The following is a 16,557-nucleotide window of genomic DNA, read 5'->3' on the forward strand; positions in this document are numbered from 1 at the left end:
TCCAATAACAAAAACAGATTCCCGATTACGCTCCTTCGTCGCTTTCGAGAATGACGACTAAATTGATTATCGAGAGCGTAAAATCCACTTACAAAAAAGGCCTCACCGAGGTGAAGCCTTTAGAATAATTTGCAGTGCCGATTATTGAGCTGGGCGTGGGCAAATTTCAGATTCTGGGAAGAAGAATTCGATTTCGCGAGCTGCAGACTCAGGGCTGTCGCTGCCGTGAACTGAGTTGTAACGCATGCTGATTGCGTAGTCAGCACGGATAGTACCGCATGCCGCTTCTTCTGGGTTTGTTTTACCCATAAGTTCACGGTAACGAGCGATAGCGTTTTCGCCTTCAAGCACTTGAACCATGATAGGACCAGAAGTCATAAACTCTTTAAGAGCTGGGAAGAACTCTTTGCCTTCATGTTCAGCGTAGAAGCCACTCGCTTGCTCTTCAGTAAGACGAACCATTTTAGCAGCAATAATTTCTAGGCCTGCTTTTTCGATACGGTGGTAGATTTCACCAACAAGGTTACGCTTAACTGCATCCGGCTTAACAATTGAGAACGTTCTTTCTAGAGCCATAGGGATTCCTTCACTTCATTTTTTGTTATTAAATACTGAAATTACTGAGATCTTTCGATCTGAGCTTTATGAATGAGCGGCACAAAATACCGCTCACCCTTATTATTATTTTGCTTGGTCGATAAGAAGACGAGCCAGTGTGCGAACGCCCATACCCGTTGCGCCTGCCGCCCACTTGTCACTTGCTGACTTACGGTAAGTACCCGCGCAATCCATATGAATCCAACCTTTTTTGTAATCATCTACAAAGTAAGAAAGGAATGCCGCTGCTGTACTTGCACCCGGTGTGTAATCGCCTGTGCTGATGTTTGAAAGATCAGCAAAGTTTGAAGGCAACATACCACGGTGGAAATCAGCAAGAGGCAGTGGCCATAAGCCTTCTTTCTCTTGGTTTGCCGCTGTTAGCGCTTGGTGAGACAACTCATCATCGAAGCTTAATAGTGCGTGGTAGTCGTTACCTAATGCGTTTTTAGCCGCGCCTGTTAGCGTTGCACAGTCGATGATCAGCTCAGGGCTTTGTGCACTTGCGTACATCAGGCCATCAGCTAGCACTAAGCGACCTTCCGCATCAGTGTTCATGATCTCAACTGTTTTACCGTTTTTGTAGGTAATGATATCGCCAAGCTTCAATGCGCGACCAGAGATCATGTTCTCTGCGCAACATAGAATAAGCTTGATGCGCTTGTTAAGACCGCGTTCAATCGCAAGACCTAAACCACCAGTAATCGTTGCTGCGCCACCCATGTCAGCTTTCATCGCTGTCATGAATTGGCCTGGCTTGATACTGTAACCGCCCGAATCGAACGTAATACCTTTACCGACTAAACAGGCAAATACAGGTGCGTTTTCATCGCCTGTTGGGTTGAAGTCCAGTTGCAGCATTGCTGATGTACGCTCAGAGCCACGACCTACCGCGTAGATGCCTTCCCAACCTTCGGTTAGTAGATCCTTGTCTTTAACAATCTTCGCTTTAACAGTGCCCGCTGGTGCCACTGACTTGATGTATTCTGCAGCCATTGTCGCAAGTTGACGAGGTGCCACTTCTTCAGCGGTTTTATTGATAATGTCACGCGTCCAGTCAGTTGCGCGAATACGAGCTTCAAGCTCAGTTTGATCGGCTTCTGAAAGTGCATCCCATTCCAATGCATTCTTTTTCTTTGGTCCACGGTAGCCTTGGTAGAAAGCCCAAACGCTTTCTAGATCCCAACCTTCACCACGAAGTGAAACGAATGCGATACCTTGTCCGTCAAGCGTACGACCCGCACGTTGAACTGCGCCTAGATCGTGGCCTTCACCAATGTGAATTGTCGCTCCCGCTTCTGAGAACGATAAAATAGCTCTTGCTCCCCACTGAGGCTGGGCAGCTTCTTGACTTAAAAATACTGACATCTGTGTAGACATGATTTCTCCTTGTCATGAACCACTGTGAGTGTGTGATTCTGATTATTTTTTATTAGCGCACTGATGTTAGCATTATGTAGGAGGAAAATGTCATTTTGATAAAAAAACGGACCATAAGGTCCGCTTTTTTTAGTAAGAATTGTTAACTTGGCTGCGTTTTATATTGGACTGATACCAACCCGCGACCAAATCATTAGACAAGAGGATTAATCCATCTCATCCATCCAGCACAAAATAATAGCCTCTAAGATTTTCTCATTCGAGTGGTTAGGCTCGTCGTCGAACTCTTCAAGGTCTAGCACCCATTGATGCAGATCGGTAAAACGTACCGTTTTAGGATCAGTATCAGGGTACAAATCACATAGCTCAATTGCGATATCTCGCGAATCAATCCACTTCAAGCTCATAACACTTCCTTATATTTATCAGCGACGCTTGGTCACCTTTATGATCTATATTCTAGGCCAGTTTTCTTAGTATGTTTGTCTAAGCAATAACTCTCTCAGTCATCGCTGTATTAGCCATGACTGAGAACAGGTTCTTAATGGTCTTCAGAAGCCAGGTTCAACGTGTACTTTGGAATCTCTACAACAAGATCCGTATCAGCCACTTTAGCTTGGCAACCCAAGCGAGATTCCATCTCTAAGCCCCATGCTTTATCTAGCATGTCGTCTTCTAGATCATCACTCTCTTCTAAAGAATCAAAACCTTCACGAATCACAACGTGACATGTTGTACATGCGCACGATTTCTCACATGCGTGTTCAATACCAATACCGGCCTTCAGTGCAACATCAAGAACCGTCTCACCAGTTTTTGCTTCTAAAACAGCGCCTTCTGGACATAGATCTTCGTGAGGTAAAACAATAATCTTTGGCATGTTTATCTATTCTCTAACTATTAAATATTATCGACTGACTGACCTGACAGTGCAGCACGAATTGATTTATCCATACGACGAGAAGCAAAGTCTTGGCTCGCTTTGTCGGTATTCTTAATTTCTAGTTCAATAGCATCAGCGTTGTCGCCATTACGCACTTCAATCAGTGCTTCAATCGCTTGAACAAGTTGTTGTTTGCCTTGCTCATCAAGTAGCTCGTCACCGTCGGCTTGCATTGCAGCGATAAGGCCTTCGATAACGCGATCCGCTTCTACGCGTTGCTCAGCAAGAGCACGCGCTTGCATGTCTTCTTTTGCAAACGTCATCGAATCTTTCAGCATGCTAGCCACTTCGTTGTCGCTTAGACCGTAAGAAGGCTTAACTTGGATTTCAGCTTGAACGCCAGTGCTCTTCTCCATTGCGGTAACCGATAGCAGGCCATCAGCATCCACTTGGTAAGTAACACGAATATGAGCAGCACCTGCAGTCATCGGCGGGATGCCTTTCAGAGCAAATCGAGCCAGTGAACGACAGTCATCAACCATCTCACGCTCGCCTTGCACGGTGTGTACTGTCATTGCAGTTTGACCGTCTTTGAACGTGGTAAACTCTTGTGCACGAGCAACTGGGATCGTGGTATTACGAGGGATGATCTTTTCGACTAAGCCACCCATGGTTTCGATACCCAGTGACAGAGGGATAACATCCAATAGCAGCATCTCAGAGTCAGGCTTGTTGCCAACTAAGATATCCGCTTGAATCGATGCGCCAATCGCAACCACTTCATCAGGGTTAATACTGGTTAATGGAGTACGACCAAAGAAGCCACCGACCATTTCACGAACAAGTAAGGTACGAGTTGAACCACCTACCATCACGACTTCTAGAACTTCATCTGCATCAACTTCCGCATCTTTTAGTGCACGACGGCATGAAAGCAGTGTTTTCTTAACGAGCGGTTTGATGATCTCTTCAAACTCTTCACGAGTTAATGAACCAGACCAACCTAGTACTTCAACCTCAACGCTTTCAGCTTCAGATAAGCCAATCTTAGCTTCTGTTGCGGCGTCTAGAAGAATACGGTTCTGCTCTGCAGTTAGCTCCGATAAGCCCATTTTCTCTTGGAAATGATCCGCAACTAAATGGTCAAAGTCGTCGCCGCCTAATGCAGAGTCACCGCCCGTAGCTAGAACTTCGAAGACACCTTTAGATAGGCGTAGGATAGAGATATCAAACGTACCACCACCTAAGTCATAAACAGCAATTACCCCTTCTTTACCTGAATCCAAACCGTAAGCAATCGCAGCGGCAGTCGGTTCATTAAGAAGACGTAACACATGAAGACCAGCAAGTTGCGCTGCGTCTTTGGTACCTGCACGTTGTGCATCATCAAAGTACGCAGGGACGGTAATCACGGCACCAGCCAATTCACCACCTAACGTCGACTCAGCACGTTGACCGAGTGCACGAAGAATATCTGCAGATACTTGAATTGGGTTCTTATTTCCTTGCGCTGTGTTAATCACAGGCAGGCCATTATCACTTTCTTCAAACTGATATGGCAGAGATGGGTATCGCTGTTGAATATCTGACAGTGAACGACCGATTAATCGCTTAACTGAGATAATGGTATTTTTAGGATCAGTTTGTGCATTTACACGCGCTTCATCACCAGTGGTGTACGACTCTGACTGATAGTGAACAACGGAAGGGAGAATACTGCGACCTTGTTGATCAACAAGCGTGCTTGCCTCACCACTGCGCACTGACGCAACCAATGAGTTTGTTGTACCTAAATCAATACCCACTGCAAGCTTGTGCTGGTGAGGAGCGGCGCTTTGCCCTGGTTCTGCAATCTGAAGTAGTGCCATGGATGTGTCCTTGTTATACGAACTAGCCGATCAAACGATCTTCAACTAACTCGATTTCATTCTTTAATTTTGCAATAAACTTAAGCTTTCTTACTCGGTCTGCAGCTTCTAACCAAGCTTCGCTGTCGAGTTCTTGTTGGATAGCGCTTAATTGTTGTTTATACATTTTGCTAACCTTTCCTTCAAATGCAAACAAAGCATCTTCAGGATCAGAACTGTCGGCGATATCTTCCAGCTCTTCACGCAATTCCATTTGCTCCATCAGGAACATAGGATCTTGCATAGTCTGCTGCTCACCACGAATATCCTCACCATGTTGAACTAACAGGTATTCAGCGCGGCTGACTGGATTTTTCAACACCTGGTACGCATCATTGATTTGCGCAGCTTTTTGCACAGCCAGCAAGCGATCTCGCTCAGAAGCCGTGGCAAATTTATCAGGGTGGAATTGGCGTTGCAGATCTCTAAACTGAGAAGAAAGAAGGCTACCATCCAGTTGAAACTGAAGTGGTAGCCCAAATAATTCGAAATGATTCATGTAACGGTGGTCCTAAGTTTAGGCTCTTTACTTAGAGCCTAATTTTATTCTTCGCTCATTATAAACGCTCAACGATTGAGGCGTTTATACATTGAAGCTCTCACCACAACCACATTCGCCTTTCGCGTTAGGGTTGTTGAATTCAAAACCTTCGTTTAGGCCTTCTTTTACGTAATCAAGCTCAGTACCGTCTAGGTAAACTAGGCTCTTTGGATCAATGATGACCTTAACACCTGAATGCTCGAACACTTCGTCTTCTTCGTTGAGCTCGTCAACGAATTCCAGTACATACGCCATACCCGAACAGCCAGTAGTTTTTACCGCTAAGCGCAACCCGATACCTTTACCTCGGTTATCTAGGAAAGCTTGAACTCGGCTTGCTGCCGTATCTGTCATGGTGATGGCCATACTACAACCTTGTGTTTTATATAAATTGAGAACTCAGGGGGAGCACAAAGGGTGCTCCCAAATATTACTTTTTTGAAGTGATTACGTTGTAGAAACGATTAGTGCTTCTTTTTGTAATCCGCAACCGCTGCTTTGATTGCATCTTCAGCAAGAATTGAACAGTGAACTTTCACTGGTGGCAACTCTAGCTCTTCTGCGATTTCAGAGTTTTTAATAGCAGCTGCTTCATCAATACTTTTACCTTTAACCCACTCAGTGACTAGTGAGCTAGAAGCGATTGCGCTACCGCAACCGTAAGTCTTGAATTTTGCGTCTTCAATAATACCTTCTGCAGATACTTTGATTTGCAGTTTCATTACGTCACCACAAGCTGGTGCGCCAACCATGCCGCTACCTACACTTGGATCTTCTTTATCAAACGAACCTACGTTACGTGGGTTTTCGTAGTGATCAATTACTTTTTCGCTATATGCCATGATAGTTACCTCGAATCCTCTATTTCCGTGAGATTAGTGATGAGCCCACTCAACAGTGTTCAAATCAATCCCTTCTTTATACATATCCCATAGAGGAGACATGTCGCGTAATTTATTTACTGCTACACGGATTTGTGCAATCGCGTAGTCGATTTCTTCTTCCGTAGTGAAACGGCCGAATGAAAAACGTACTGAGCTGTGTGCCAGTTCATCGTTTAAGCCAAGAGCGCGTAAAACGTATGAAGGCTCAAGACTCGCTGATGTACATGCAGAACCTGATGATACCGCTAAGTCTTTTAAAGACATAAGCAGAGATTCACCTTCAACGAAAGCAAAGCTCACGTTTAGGTTATGTGGTACACGTTGATCTAAGTCGCCATTTACCGTTACTGCTTCTAGATCTTGAACCCCTTTCAATAGACGCTCGCGAAGTGCTAGTGCGTGGTCATAATCTTTCTGCATGTCTTGTTTAGCGACAGCAAAAGCTTCACCCATACCCACGATTTGGTGAGTAGCAAGCGTACCAGAACGGAAACCACGTTCGTGACCTCCACCGTGCATCTGTGCTTCAAGACGAATACGTGGCTTACGACGAACGTACAAAGCACCAATGCCTTTAGGGCCGTATGCTTTGTGTGCAGAAAGAGAGATAAGGTCAACTTTCATCTCTTTTACATCTAGTGGGATTTTACCCGCAGACTGAGCCGCATCAACGTGGAAGATGATCTTGCGTGAACGACATAATTCGCCGATTGCAGAGATATCTTGGATTACACCAATCTCGTTGTTTACGTGCATGATAGAAACAAGAACCGTATCTTCACGCATTGCTGCTTGTAGCTTGTCTAAATCAATGATGCCGTTTGCTTCAGGCTCAAGATATGTAACCTCAAAACCTTCACGCTCTAGTTGGCGACATGGATCAAGAACCGCTTTATGTTCTGTTTTGCACGTGATTACGTGCTTACCTTTCTTCTCGTAAAAGTGCGCTGCACCTTTAATCGCAAGGTTATCTGACTCTGTAGCACCTGACGTAAAAACAATCTCACGTGGGTCTGCATTTAGTAGGTCAGCAATTTGCTCACGAGCATTATCTACTGCTTCTTCTGCCTGCCAGCCGTAACGGTGTGAACGAGATGCAGGGTTACCGAAGTTACCGTCCATCGTCATGCACTGAACCATTTTCTCAGCAACTCGTGGATCGACTGGGCATGTAGCTGAATAGTCAAAGTAAATAGGCAGTTTCATTTTCTACTCCAATGTAAAAACTGACCGCTAAGAGCGGGCATTAACACCGTGAGGTGCTGCACTAATCGTTGTAGTGCTCGTATTTTTATGTGCAAAACCATTATTAACCGCAAGATCAATATCTTGACGATCAGAAATTTCTAAAACTTCGTTATCTTTCATTAGCTCACCGAGCGTAATGTCGTTTAAGAAGCTGCTGATTCGGGAGCTTAAATCACGCCATAGAGTGTGAGTTAGACAACGACTGCCACCTTGGCAATCTGCTCGACCGTGACACTTAGTTGCATCAACTGATTCGTCTACTGCAGCAATTACAGTTCCGACAGCGATGTCGCTCGCTTCAGCACCTAAACGGTAACCACCGCCAGGACCACGAACACTAGCAACTAAGCCAGCTTTACGTAACTTAGAAAATAGCTGTTCTAAGTAAGATAATGAGATGCCCTGTCGCTCTGAAATATCAGCCAGAGGAACTGGGCTTTTTTGCGAATGCAGTGCTACATCTAGCATAGCTGTTACCGCATATCTTCCTTTAGATGTAAGTTTCATATCACACCGAATCCACATTGTTTATGTGGTTGGAATCTTCCCATACCTGACTAAATTGGTCAAGTATTTAGTTGACTATTTTAGTCAAGTATTCACCCTTAGGGTTTGTGTGGTTTTTATTTGTCGTTTTTGCTCTTCTCAATTGAAGTCAAAATGCCGCGTAGAGTGTTGATCTCTTGCAACTCTGGACGAGCTCGACTGAACAGACGACGTAGTTTATTCATCACCTGACCTGGCTTATCCTTAGAGATAAATTGGGTATCAATGATCACTTTTTCAAGGTGCTCATAGAACATTTCTAGTTCTTCGTGACGAGGGTACTCATCTTGTTGCTGTGGCTGATATTGGCTAGCGACCATATCAAGGTGAGCTACACGCACTTCGTAGCTCAGAGTCTGCACTGCCATTGCTAGGTTTAGCGAGCTGTATTCAGGGTTAGCTGGGATACATACATGGAAGTGGCACTTCTGAAGCTCATCGTTAGTCAAGCCAGTACGTTCACGGCCGAACACTAATGCGACTGGGTGCTTTTGACCTTCAATCGCAAACTTTTGTCCACACTCACGAGGCTCAAGCATTGGCCATTCAAGCGTACGTGAACGTGCACTCGAACCAACCACCAAACCACAGTCTTTTACGGCTTCGTCTAATGTAGAAACGATGGTCGCGTTTTCTGCGATGTCACCTGCACCCGCAGCCAGTGCTAAGGTCTGCTCGTCAACTTCACATTGAGGGTCTACAAGAACTAATTGACTCAAACCCATCACTTTCATTGCGCGAGCTGCTGATCCGATATTTCCCGAATGAGACGTACCAACCAGAACGACTTTTACATTGTCTAACATGCTATATGACACCACTTTAAAAATAATCGCGAGATATTAACACATAGCAAAGTAAAATGGTCAGACCCTTCGCGTAATGTGAAACCAAGAGTTCAAAAAATAACCACTTCCCTTTTGGTAAAACTTTGGTATACTCGCCGCCGCTTTAAATTGTTCTTTAACATCTTGTGGGAAAAACCATATGCATCCAATGCTAAACATTGCGATACGCGCTGCGCGTAAAGCTGGCAACCATATTGCTAAATCTCTAGAAACAACTGATAAGATCGAATCGTCTCTAAAAGGTAACAACGATTACGTTACTAACATTGCTCAAGAAGCTGAGTACATGATCATTGAGACAATCAAAGCATCTTACCCAGAGCACAGCATTATTTCTGAAGAGAAAGGCCTGACTGAAGGTAAAGACTCTGATGTACAATGGATCGTTGACCCACTGGATGGCACCAACAACTTTGTAAAAGGTTTCCCTCACTTCTCTGTATCTATCGCTGTTCGCATGAACGGTCGTACAGAAGTTGCTTGTGTTTATGACCCAATGCTAAACGAGCTATTCACAGCTCAACGTGGCGCTGGCGCTCAACTAAACAACGCTCGTATGCGTGTTACTCAACTAAAAGACCTTCAAGGTACTGTTCTAGCGACTGGTTTCCCATTCAAGCAAAAACAACACTCTGAATCTTTCATGAAGATCATCTCTGGTCTATTCATCGACTGTGCTGATTTCCGTCGTACAGGTTCTCCTGCTCTTGACCTATGTTACCTAGCAGCTGGCCGTGTTGATGGTTACCTAGAACTTGGCCTTAAGCCATGGGATCTAGCAGCTGGCGATCTAATCGCTCGTGAAGCTGGTGCTATCATGACTGACTTTGCTGGCGGTACTGATTACATGACTTCTGGTAATGTTGTTGCTTCAAGCGCACGTGGTGTTAAGTCTATTCTTAAGCACGTTCGTGAGAACGCTAACGAAGGTATGCTGAAGTAATTCAGACCTTACGTTAACGCTCCCTATTTTAAGGGCGCATAAAAATTCCAAAGCCTCGCTATATAGCTATAGCGAGGCTTTTTTGTATCTGCGATACGAGATACGAGATACGAGATACGAGATACGAGATACGAGATACGAGATACGAGCAGGATGGCGGTTAGTTGCGACGAGCACAACGCACTTCGCCGATAAATTACGTTGAGTTTATCGACAGAATACAGTCGTAAAAAAACCGCTAGTTGCCTAGCGGTTTTTTTGGTTCAGCGAAAATTGTTAAGCCAAGGCCTAAGGCATTTCGTCAAACTCTTCACCTTCTTTATCCACTTGTGGTGGCATTAGGTGTTCACGCGTAATACCCAACTTCATAGCGAGTGCAGATGCAACGTAGATAGAAGAATAAGTACCAACAGTAATACCCAATAGAAGTGCAGTCGCGAAGCCGTGAATCATAGCACCGCCCTGAGCGAACAGCGCGATAACTACGAATAACGTTGTACCAGAAGTAATCAATGTACGGCTCAATGTTTGTGTGATTGAGCTGTTCAGTACTTCAGGTGCTTCACCCTTACGCATCTTGCGGAAGTTCTCACGAATACGGTCAAATACGACTATGGTATCGTTGAGGGAATAACCGACTACCGTTAGCAAGGCTGCTACGATGGTAAGATCCACCTCAATTTGCATTAGAGAGAACACACCCAGTGTGATGATAACGTCGTGCGCCAGTGCTAGTACCGCACCTGCTGCCAAACGCCATTCGAATCGCACTGACACATAGATCAAGATACAGATCAGAGAAACAAGGATAGCAAGGCCACCCGCTTCTGTTAGCTCGTCACCCACATTAGGGCCAACGAACTCGATACGACGCATCTCAACTTGCTCACCAGTACCATTCTCAATAGCAGAAAGGATTTGGTTACCAAGCGTTTCGCCCGCTACGCCATCACGTGGACGTAAACGAACCATCACATCACGAGCTGAACCGAAGTTCTGTACCGTTGCATCACCAAAGCCTTCGGCTTCTAGTGCACTACGAATATCAGGAAGGTGTGCCGGTTGTTCAAAACCAACTTCAATCAGAGTACCGCCAGTAAAATCTAGCCCCCAGTTCAACGATTTCGTTGTTAGGGTGAAGATAGCAGTACCAATCATCAAGATAGAAAAAACAAAGGCAACCTTTGACCAACGCATAAAGTCGATCATTTTGTCTGCTTTTAGAATCTGAAACATATTAATTCCTAGCCTTAGATCGACAGTTTTTTAACGCGTTTGCCGCCATACATCAGGTTCACGATACAACGTGTTCCGACAATAGCTGTAAACATTGAAGTCAAGATACCGATAGACAGCGTTACCGCGAAGCCTTTGATAGCACCAGTACCCACAGCAAATAGAATAATTGCTGTTAGTAGTGTGGTGATGTTGGCATCGGCGATTGTGCTGAATGCGTTCGCGTAACCTTGGTGAATCGCTTGTTGTGGACTGCGTCCATCTCGAAGCTCTTCACGTATACGCTCAAAGATCAGAACGTTCGCATCAACCGCCATACCGACCGTTAATACGATACCGGCAATACCTGGCAGGGTCATGGTAGCCCCCGGAATCATCGACATCACACCGATAATCAACACCAAGTTAGCCATTAGCGCAACGTTCGCAATCAGACCAAAGCTACGGTAGTAAAGCAGTGTAAACAGCATTACAGCAGCCATACCCCAAACCATCGCCATGATACCCATATCGATGTTTTGCTGACCCATAGATGGACCAATCGTACGTTCTTCTACAATCGAGATAGGCGCAATCAATGCACCAGCACGCAGTAGAAGTGCCAAGTTATGAGCTTCAGCCGTTGAATCGATACCCGTAATACGGAAGTTACGGCCTAGCGCAGATTGAATCGTCGCTTGGTTAATCACTTCTTCGTGCTTACTTAAGATAACTCGACCTTCCGGTGTTTTACGACCGCTGTCTTTGTACTCTGCAAATACCGTTGCCATTAGCTTACCGATATTCTGACGAGAGAATGCAGACATCTTGCTACCACCTTCGCTGTCTAGCGAGATGTTAACTTGAGGACGACCATATTCATCAACACTTGAACTTGCATCAGTAATACTTGAACCGCCTAGGATAACGCGCTTCTTAAGTACCACAGGGCGACCATCACGATCTTGCTTGATTTCACTACCCGCAGGGGCACGACCAGAAGCGGCAGCGGCTAAATCAGCACTGCTATCTACTTCACGAAACTCAAGTGTCGCCGTCGCACCAAGAATTTCTTTAGCACGAGCCGTGTCTTGAACACCAGGCAATTCCACTACGATACGGCTAGCGCCTTGACGTTGAACCAAAGGCTCAGCAACACCAAGTTCGTTAACACGATTACGTAGAATGGTAATGTTTTGCTCAACCGCGTAGTTGCGGATTTCTTGAAGGCGAGCCTCTGTGAAGCTAGCAACCAAAGAAAAACGACCATTAGATTCAGAATCTACAAACGTCATGTCTTGGTGCTTAGATTGCAGTAGCGATTTCGCTTCAGCAAGCTGCTCGGCGTTACGTAGAATCACTTCAACCGCATCTTTACCAGATGGGCGAATTGCACGGTAACGGATTTTTTCTTCACGAAGTTCGCTACGGAACGCTTCTTCTTGTTGGCCAACCAGCTTTTGCATCGCAGCGTCCATATCCACTTCCATCAAGAAGTGAACACCACCACGTAGGTCAAGACCAAGCTTCATTGGTGCAGCACCAATAGATTCAAGCCAATCAGGAGTTGAAGCAGCTAAGTTTAAAGCAACGATTACGTCTTCATCTAATGCTTCAGTGATGACATCACGAGCACTAATTTGAGAGTCTGTATCGTTAAAGCGAACAAGAATGGAACCGTTTTCTAGAGCAACGGATTTAGTAGAAAGGTTTTCAGCTTCAAGAGCATTGGTGACAGCATCCAGCGTAGACATATCTACAGAGGCGCCGCGCGCCCCTGTAACTTGAACTGCCGGATCTTCACCGTATATATTCGGAAGTGCGTACAACGCAGCGATGGCGATAGTAAACACCACCATCAGGTACTTCCATAACGGGTAACGGTTTAGCACAGCGAGGATCCTCTAGCTGTTTATAGAGATTTCAGAGTACCTTTTGGTAGCACTGCTGTAACGAAGTCTTTCTTGATAACTACTTCGTTGTTTGCATTCAGTTCGATAGCAACGTAGTCGCTGTCTTCTGCAATCTTAGTGATCTTGCCAATTAGGCCGCCGCTTGTAAGAACTTCATCACCTTTGCCCATAGAAGACATAAGGTTCTTGTGCTCTTTAACACGCTTAGCTTGTGGACGGTAGATCATGAAGTAGAAGATCACAGCGAACATACCTAGCATGATAAGCATTTCGAAACCGCCGCCTGCTGGTGCACCTTCTGCTGCTGCGTGAGCTTGAGAAATAAACATTTAAAACATCCTCTATTTATATTTTCGTAATTGTTTGTCTAATTGGGTCGCATCCCTTTATTTTCAAGCCCCATCACTCGGAAGAGAGATAGGGCTCGCAAAAAAGAAATACTAAGATTCTTTACCTAGTGGTGGCACTTCACGCCCCATTCTTGCGTAGAACTCTGCAACGAACTCTTCAAAGCGGTCTTCATCGATAGACTGACGAATGTCTGACATTACTCGTTGGTAGAAACGCAGGTTATGAATCGTGTTCAGTCGAGCACCTAGGATTTCGTTACAACGATCCAAATGGTGTAAGTACGACTTGCTGTAGTTCTTACAAGTGTAACAGTCACACTCTGAATCTAGTGGTGTTGTATCGGTTTTATGCTTCGCATTACGGATCTTGATCACACCTTCAGTCACAAACAGGTGGCCGTTACGTGCATTTCGCGTTGGCATTACACAGTCAAACATGTCGATACCACGGCGAACACCTTCAACCAAGTCTTCCGGTTTGCCTACGCCCATTAGGTAACGTGGCTTATCTTCTGGCAGTTGAGGACATGTGTGCTCAAGAATGCGGTGCATATCTTCTTTTGGTTCGCCTACTGCTAGGCCACCTACTGCGTAACCGTCAAAACCAATTTCTGTTAGGCCTTTAACGGATACATCACGAAGGTCTTCGTACACGCCACCTTGAACGATACCGAACAGTGAGTTCGGGTTTTCAAGTTTGTCGAAGTGGTTACGTGAACGCTCAGCCCAACGAAGAGACATCTCCATTGAGTCTTTTGCTTCTTTGTGTGTCGCAGGGTAAGGCGTACACTCATCGAAGATCATTACGATGTCTGAACCTAAATCTTTTTGGATTTCCATAGACTTCTCAGCGTCCATGAAGATCTTGTCACCGTTTACAGGGTTACGGAAATGAACACCCTCTTCAGTGATTTTACGCATTGCACCTAGGCTGAATACTTGAAAGCCGCCTGAATCAGTCAGGATAGGACCGTGCCAGTTCATGAAATCGTGCAGGTCACCGTGCATTTTCATGATTTCTTGACCAGGACGTAGCCATAGGTGGAATGTGTTACCTAATAGGATTTCAGCACCTGTGTCTTTTACTTCTTCAGGTGTCATACCTTTAACAGTACCGTAAGTACCTACAGGCATGAATGCTGGGGTTTCAACGGTACCGCGTTCAAACTGAAGTTGACCACGACGTGCGCCGCTATTAGTTTTTTTAAGTTCGTATTTTAATTTCACGAAGCCTCCAATATGCCAGAGAAACAATCTGACTGTTAATTCAGAACCTTAGGCCAAACAAAAGTTCAGTCTAGTGGGTTCTATGAGGAGCGGTCGCGTATTCCTTGCGAGAGATTAGACAGACACCCTGCCCGACTCCTAGCTTACTGCTAGCACCCGTAAATTCTAATGTATATCGTTTATAACTAGCTTAAATTAGCTTGTTTTCTTATTGATGAACATGGCATCACCGTAGCTGAAGAAACGATATTCGCTCTTCACTGCGTGATCGTATGCGCCCATCACGTTGTCGTAACCTGCAAATGCACTCACCAACATAATCAGTGTTGATTCTGGCAAGTGGAAGTTGGTAATCAAGCAATCCACCAACTGGTATTCATAGCCAGGGAAGATGAAGATTTCTGTATCACCAAAGAAAGGAACGAGCTCAGTGCCTTTCTTCAATGCATCTTGAGCTGCACTTTCTAGTGAGCGTACTGATGTTGTACCAACAGCAATAATACGGCCGCCACGGGCTTTTGCTGCAGCTACGGCGTCAACCACTTCTTGCGACACTTCAACGTACTCAGCATGCATGTGGTGATCGTTAATATTATCAACTTTTACTGGCTGGAACGTACCAGCACCAACATGAAGCGTCACGTAAGCAAACTCAACACCTTTTTCTTTCATGTCAGCCATTAGCTTGTCATCAAAGTGAAGGCCTGCTGTTGGCGCTGCAACCGCACCCGGCTTTTCATTATAGACAGTCTGGTAGCGCTCTTTATCTGCATCTTCATCAGGACGATCGATGTAAGGAGGCAGTGGCATGTGACCAACACTGTTAAGAATCTCTAAAACGCTTTGATCAGATGTGAAATGGATTTCGAATAACGCATCGTGACGCGCCACCATTTCAGCTTCATATTCATCGTTCTCACCAAGGAACAATTTGGTACCCGGCTTCGGTGATTTAGAACAACGAACATGCGCAAGAATGCTTTTCTCATCAAGCATACGTTCAACCAGCACTTCAAGCTTACCGCCTGATGCCTTGCGACCAAATACACGAGCTGGAATCACTCGAGTGTTATTGAAAACAACAAGATCGCCTGGCTCAACCAAGTCTAAAACGTCTTTAAACGAACCATCAGCTAGGTTACCGCTGTTGCCATCTAATTTAAGCAGGCGGCTTGCTGTACGCTCCTCTTGAGGGTAGCGAGCAATGAGTTCATCTGGTAGGTCAAAGTGAAAATCTGAAACTTGCATGTGTCTAGTCTTGTCTTAGTTGATGAGATTTGTGCCGTTGACGAATCATAAATCGTAGTTGCTGGATAATCGTTACGGTAAGTCAATCGTTACCAGAAACACATCGCAAACACGACTAAAAATTTCGCAGTGGGCTAGTATAGGCACACGAGCCGCAATAGCAAGGTTTACAGCACTGGATTATTGTAAAGAGGCGTAAAATAATGCGACTGATTCACCTCCTCAAGCTAAAGAATTAGTTGCATAAAACTCACCCAAGAATGCGTCAGATCTCAGTTATTTTTTGGATAAAAAACTATAGTAATAGCAACAAATAAAAAAGAAGGAGGTTCGTATGATCAAGGTTGAAGATATGATGACTCGCAACCCTCATACCCTATTGCGCTCACACTCACTGGCCGATGCTAAGCACATGATGGAAGCACTTGATATCCGCCATATTCCGGTCGTCGATTCCGACAGGCAACTACTAGGTGTCGTCACACAACGAGACGTTCTCGCCGCTCAAGAATCCAGCCTACAAAACATCCCACAAGCTCAATCTTTTACTCTTGCTACTCCCCTCAACGACATCATGCACAAAAGTGTTATGTCGGTAGAGCCGCGTGCAGGATTAAAAGAATCGGCTATCTACATGCAGAAACATAAAGTGGGCTGTTTACCTGTCGTAGAAAACCACGAACTAGTAGGCATTATTACAGACAGCGATTTTGTCACGATAGCGATCAATTTACTGGAGCTGCAAGAAGAAGTAGAGCCAGAAGAAGCAGAAGTAGAGTAACGCTCGGAATTGATATAAAGAAGAGCGGCCAATTCAGCCGCTCAGA

General features: G+C 45.1%; 18 protein-coding genes. 2 read left to right on the forward strand and 16 right to left on the reverse strand.

From position 1 onward, the window contains the following. Nucleotides 1-141: 141 nt before the first annotated feature. The 11 genes from ndk to trmJ form a co-directional block, all read right to left on the reverse strand. On the reverse strand, nucleotides 142-576 hold the full coding sequence (gene ndk / locus ACED46_RS06330) for a nucleoside-diphosphate kinase (RefSeq protein WP_016797173.1): 435 nt from the start codon (nucleotides 574-576) through the stop codon (nucleotides 142-144). Nucleotides 577-681: 105 nt separating this feature from the next. After that, nucleotides 682-1,977, reverse strand: coding sequence for an aminopeptidase PepB (gene pepB / locus ACED46_RS06335; protein WP_017062517.1), 1,296 nt, complete (start codon nucleotides 1,975-1,977; stop codon nucleotides 682-684). 206 nt (nucleotides 1,978-2,183) lie between these two features. Beyond that, nucleotides 2,184-2,384, reverse strand: a complete 201-nt coding sequence (gene iscX / locus ACED46_RS06340) for a Fe-S cluster assembly protein IscX (protein ID WP_004740335.1) — start codon at nucleotides 2,382-2,384, stop codon at nucleotides 2,184-2,186. A gap of 134 nt (nucleotides 2,385-2,518) precedes the next feature. After that, the gene (gene fdx / locus ACED46_RS06345; protein ID WP_010440525.1) at nucleotides 2,519-2,857 is read right to left on the reverse strand and encodes an ISC system 2Fe-2S type ferredoxin; all 339 of its coding nucleotides are present in this window, start codon (nucleotides 2,855-2,857) and stop codon (nucleotides 2,519-2,521) included. Nucleotides 2,858-2,877: 20 nt separating this feature from the next. Then, entirely contained in the window at nucleotides 2,878-4,728 is a 1,851-nt protein-coding gene (hscA, locus tag ACED46_RS06350) for a Fe-S protein assembly chaperone HscA (protein ID WP_371721109.1), read from the reverse strand. A gap of 22 nt (nucleotides 4,729-4,750) precedes the next feature. Further along, nucleotides 4,751-5,266: a co-chaperone HscB gene (gene hscB / locus ACED46_RS06355; RefSeq protein WP_010440522.1), complete on the reverse strand. Its 516-nt coding sequence runs from the start codon at nucleotides 5,264-5,266 to the stop codon at nucleotides 4,751-4,753. A gap of 84 nt (nucleotides 5,267-5,350) precedes the next feature. Then, on the reverse strand, nucleotides 5,351-5,674 hold the full coding sequence (gene iscA, locus ACED46_RS06360; RefSeq protein ID WP_010440519.1) for an iron-sulfur cluster assembly protein IscA: 324 nt from the start codon (nucleotides 5,672-5,674) through the stop codon (nucleotides 5,351-5,353). 98 nt (nucleotides 5,675-5,772) lie between these two features. Then, on the reverse strand, nucleotides 5,773-6,150 hold the full coding sequence (gene iscU / locus ACED46_RS06365; protein ID WP_004735094.1) for a Fe-S cluster assembly scaffold IscU: 378 nt from the start codon (nucleotides 6,148-6,150) through the stop codon (nucleotides 5,773-5,775). 33 nt (nucleotides 6,151-6,183) lie between these two features. Then, nucleotides 6,184-7,398, reverse strand: a complete 1,215-nt coding sequence (locus ACED46_RS06370; RefSeq protein WP_371721110.1) for an IscS subfamily cysteine desulfurase — start codon at nucleotides 7,396-7,398, stop codon at nucleotides 6,184-6,186. Nucleotides 7,399-7,425: 27 nt separating this feature from the next. Continuing rightward, on the reverse strand, nucleotides 7,426-7,947 hold the full coding sequence (gene iscR, locus ACED46_RS06375) for a Fe-S cluster assembly transcriptional regulator IscR (protein ID WP_010440512.1): 522 nt from the start codon (nucleotides 7,945-7,947) through the stop codon (nucleotides 7,426-7,428). Nucleotides 7,948-8,063: 116 nt separating this feature from the next. Beyond that, complete coding sequence (gene trmJ, locus ACED46_RS06380; protein WP_017062835.1) at nucleotides 8,064-8,792, reverse strand: tRNA (cytosine(32)/uridine(32)-2'-O)-methyltransferase TrmJ; 729 nt, start codon at nucleotides 8,790-8,792, stop codon at nucleotides 8,064-8,066. A gap of 181 nt (nucleotides 8,793-8,973) precedes the next feature. On the opposite strand from trmJ, the gene suhB reads away from it, so the two are divergent. After that, complete coding sequence (gene suhB / locus ACED46_RS06385) at nucleotides 8,974-9,777, forward strand: inositol-1-monophosphatase (protein WP_017062836.1); 804 nt, start codon at nucleotides 8,974-8,976, stop codon at nucleotides 9,775-9,777. Between the two features lie 288 nt (nucleotides 9,778-10,065). Here suhB and secF read toward each other — a convergent pair whose 3' ends face one another. The 5 genes from secF to queA form a co-directional block, all read right to left on the reverse strand. After that, nucleotides 10,066-11,013 carry a protein translocase subunit SecF gene (gene secF / locus ACED46_RS06390; RefSeq protein WP_017066793.1) on the reverse strand — a complete coding sequence of 316 codons (948 nt, stop codon included), beginning with the start codon at nucleotides 11,011-11,013 and terminating at the stop codon, nucleotides 10,066-10,068. Between the two features lie 14 nt (nucleotides 11,014-11,027). Next, on the reverse strand, nucleotides 11,028-12,884 hold the full coding sequence (secD, locus tag ACED46_RS06395) for a protein translocase subunit SecD (RefSeq protein ID WP_371721111.1): 1,857 nt from the start codon (nucleotides 12,882-12,884) through the stop codon (nucleotides 11,028-11,030). Nucleotides 12,885-12,904: 20 nt separating this feature from the next. Beyond that, complete coding sequence (gene yajC, locus ACED46_RS06400; RefSeq protein WP_010440492.1) at nucleotides 12,905-13,234, reverse strand: preprotein translocase subunit YajC; 330 nt, start codon at nucleotides 13,232-13,234, stop codon at nucleotides 12,905-12,907. A gap of 111 nt (nucleotides 13,235-13,345) precedes the next feature. Then, nucleotides 13,346-14,482 (reverse strand): tRNA guanosine(34) transglycosylase Tgt, encoded by a 1,137-nt coding sequence (gene tgt, locus ACED46_RS06405; protein WP_017056177.1) that lies wholly within the window; start codon nucleotides 14,480-14,482, stop codon nucleotides 13,346-13,348. Nucleotides 14,483-14,677: 195 nt separating this feature from the next. After that, the gene (queA, locus tag ACED46_RS06410; RefSeq protein ID WP_102320715.1) at nucleotides 14,678-15,730 is read right to left on the reverse strand and encodes a tRNA preQ1(34) S-adenosylmethionine ribosyltransferase-isomerase QueA; all 1,053 of its coding nucleotides are present in this window, start codon (nucleotides 15,728-15,730) and stop codon (nucleotides 14,678-14,680) included. Nucleotides 15,731-16,064: 334 nt separating this feature from the next. Between queA and ACED46_RS06415 the strand changes: the two genes are divergently transcribed. Continuing rightward, a complete protein-coding gene (locus tag ACED46_RS06415) occupies nucleotides 16,065-16,511 on the forward strand; it encodes a CBS domain-containing protein (RefSeq protein WP_017062524.1) in 447 nt (148 codons plus the stop codon). Nucleotides 16,512-16,557 lie beyond the last annotated feature (46 nt).

Source organism: Vibrio sp. 1S139 (assembly GCF_041439475.1).
Lineage (GTDB): Bacteria > Pseudomonadota > Gammaproteobacteria > Enterobacterales > Vibrionaceae > Vibrio > Vibrio crassostreae_C.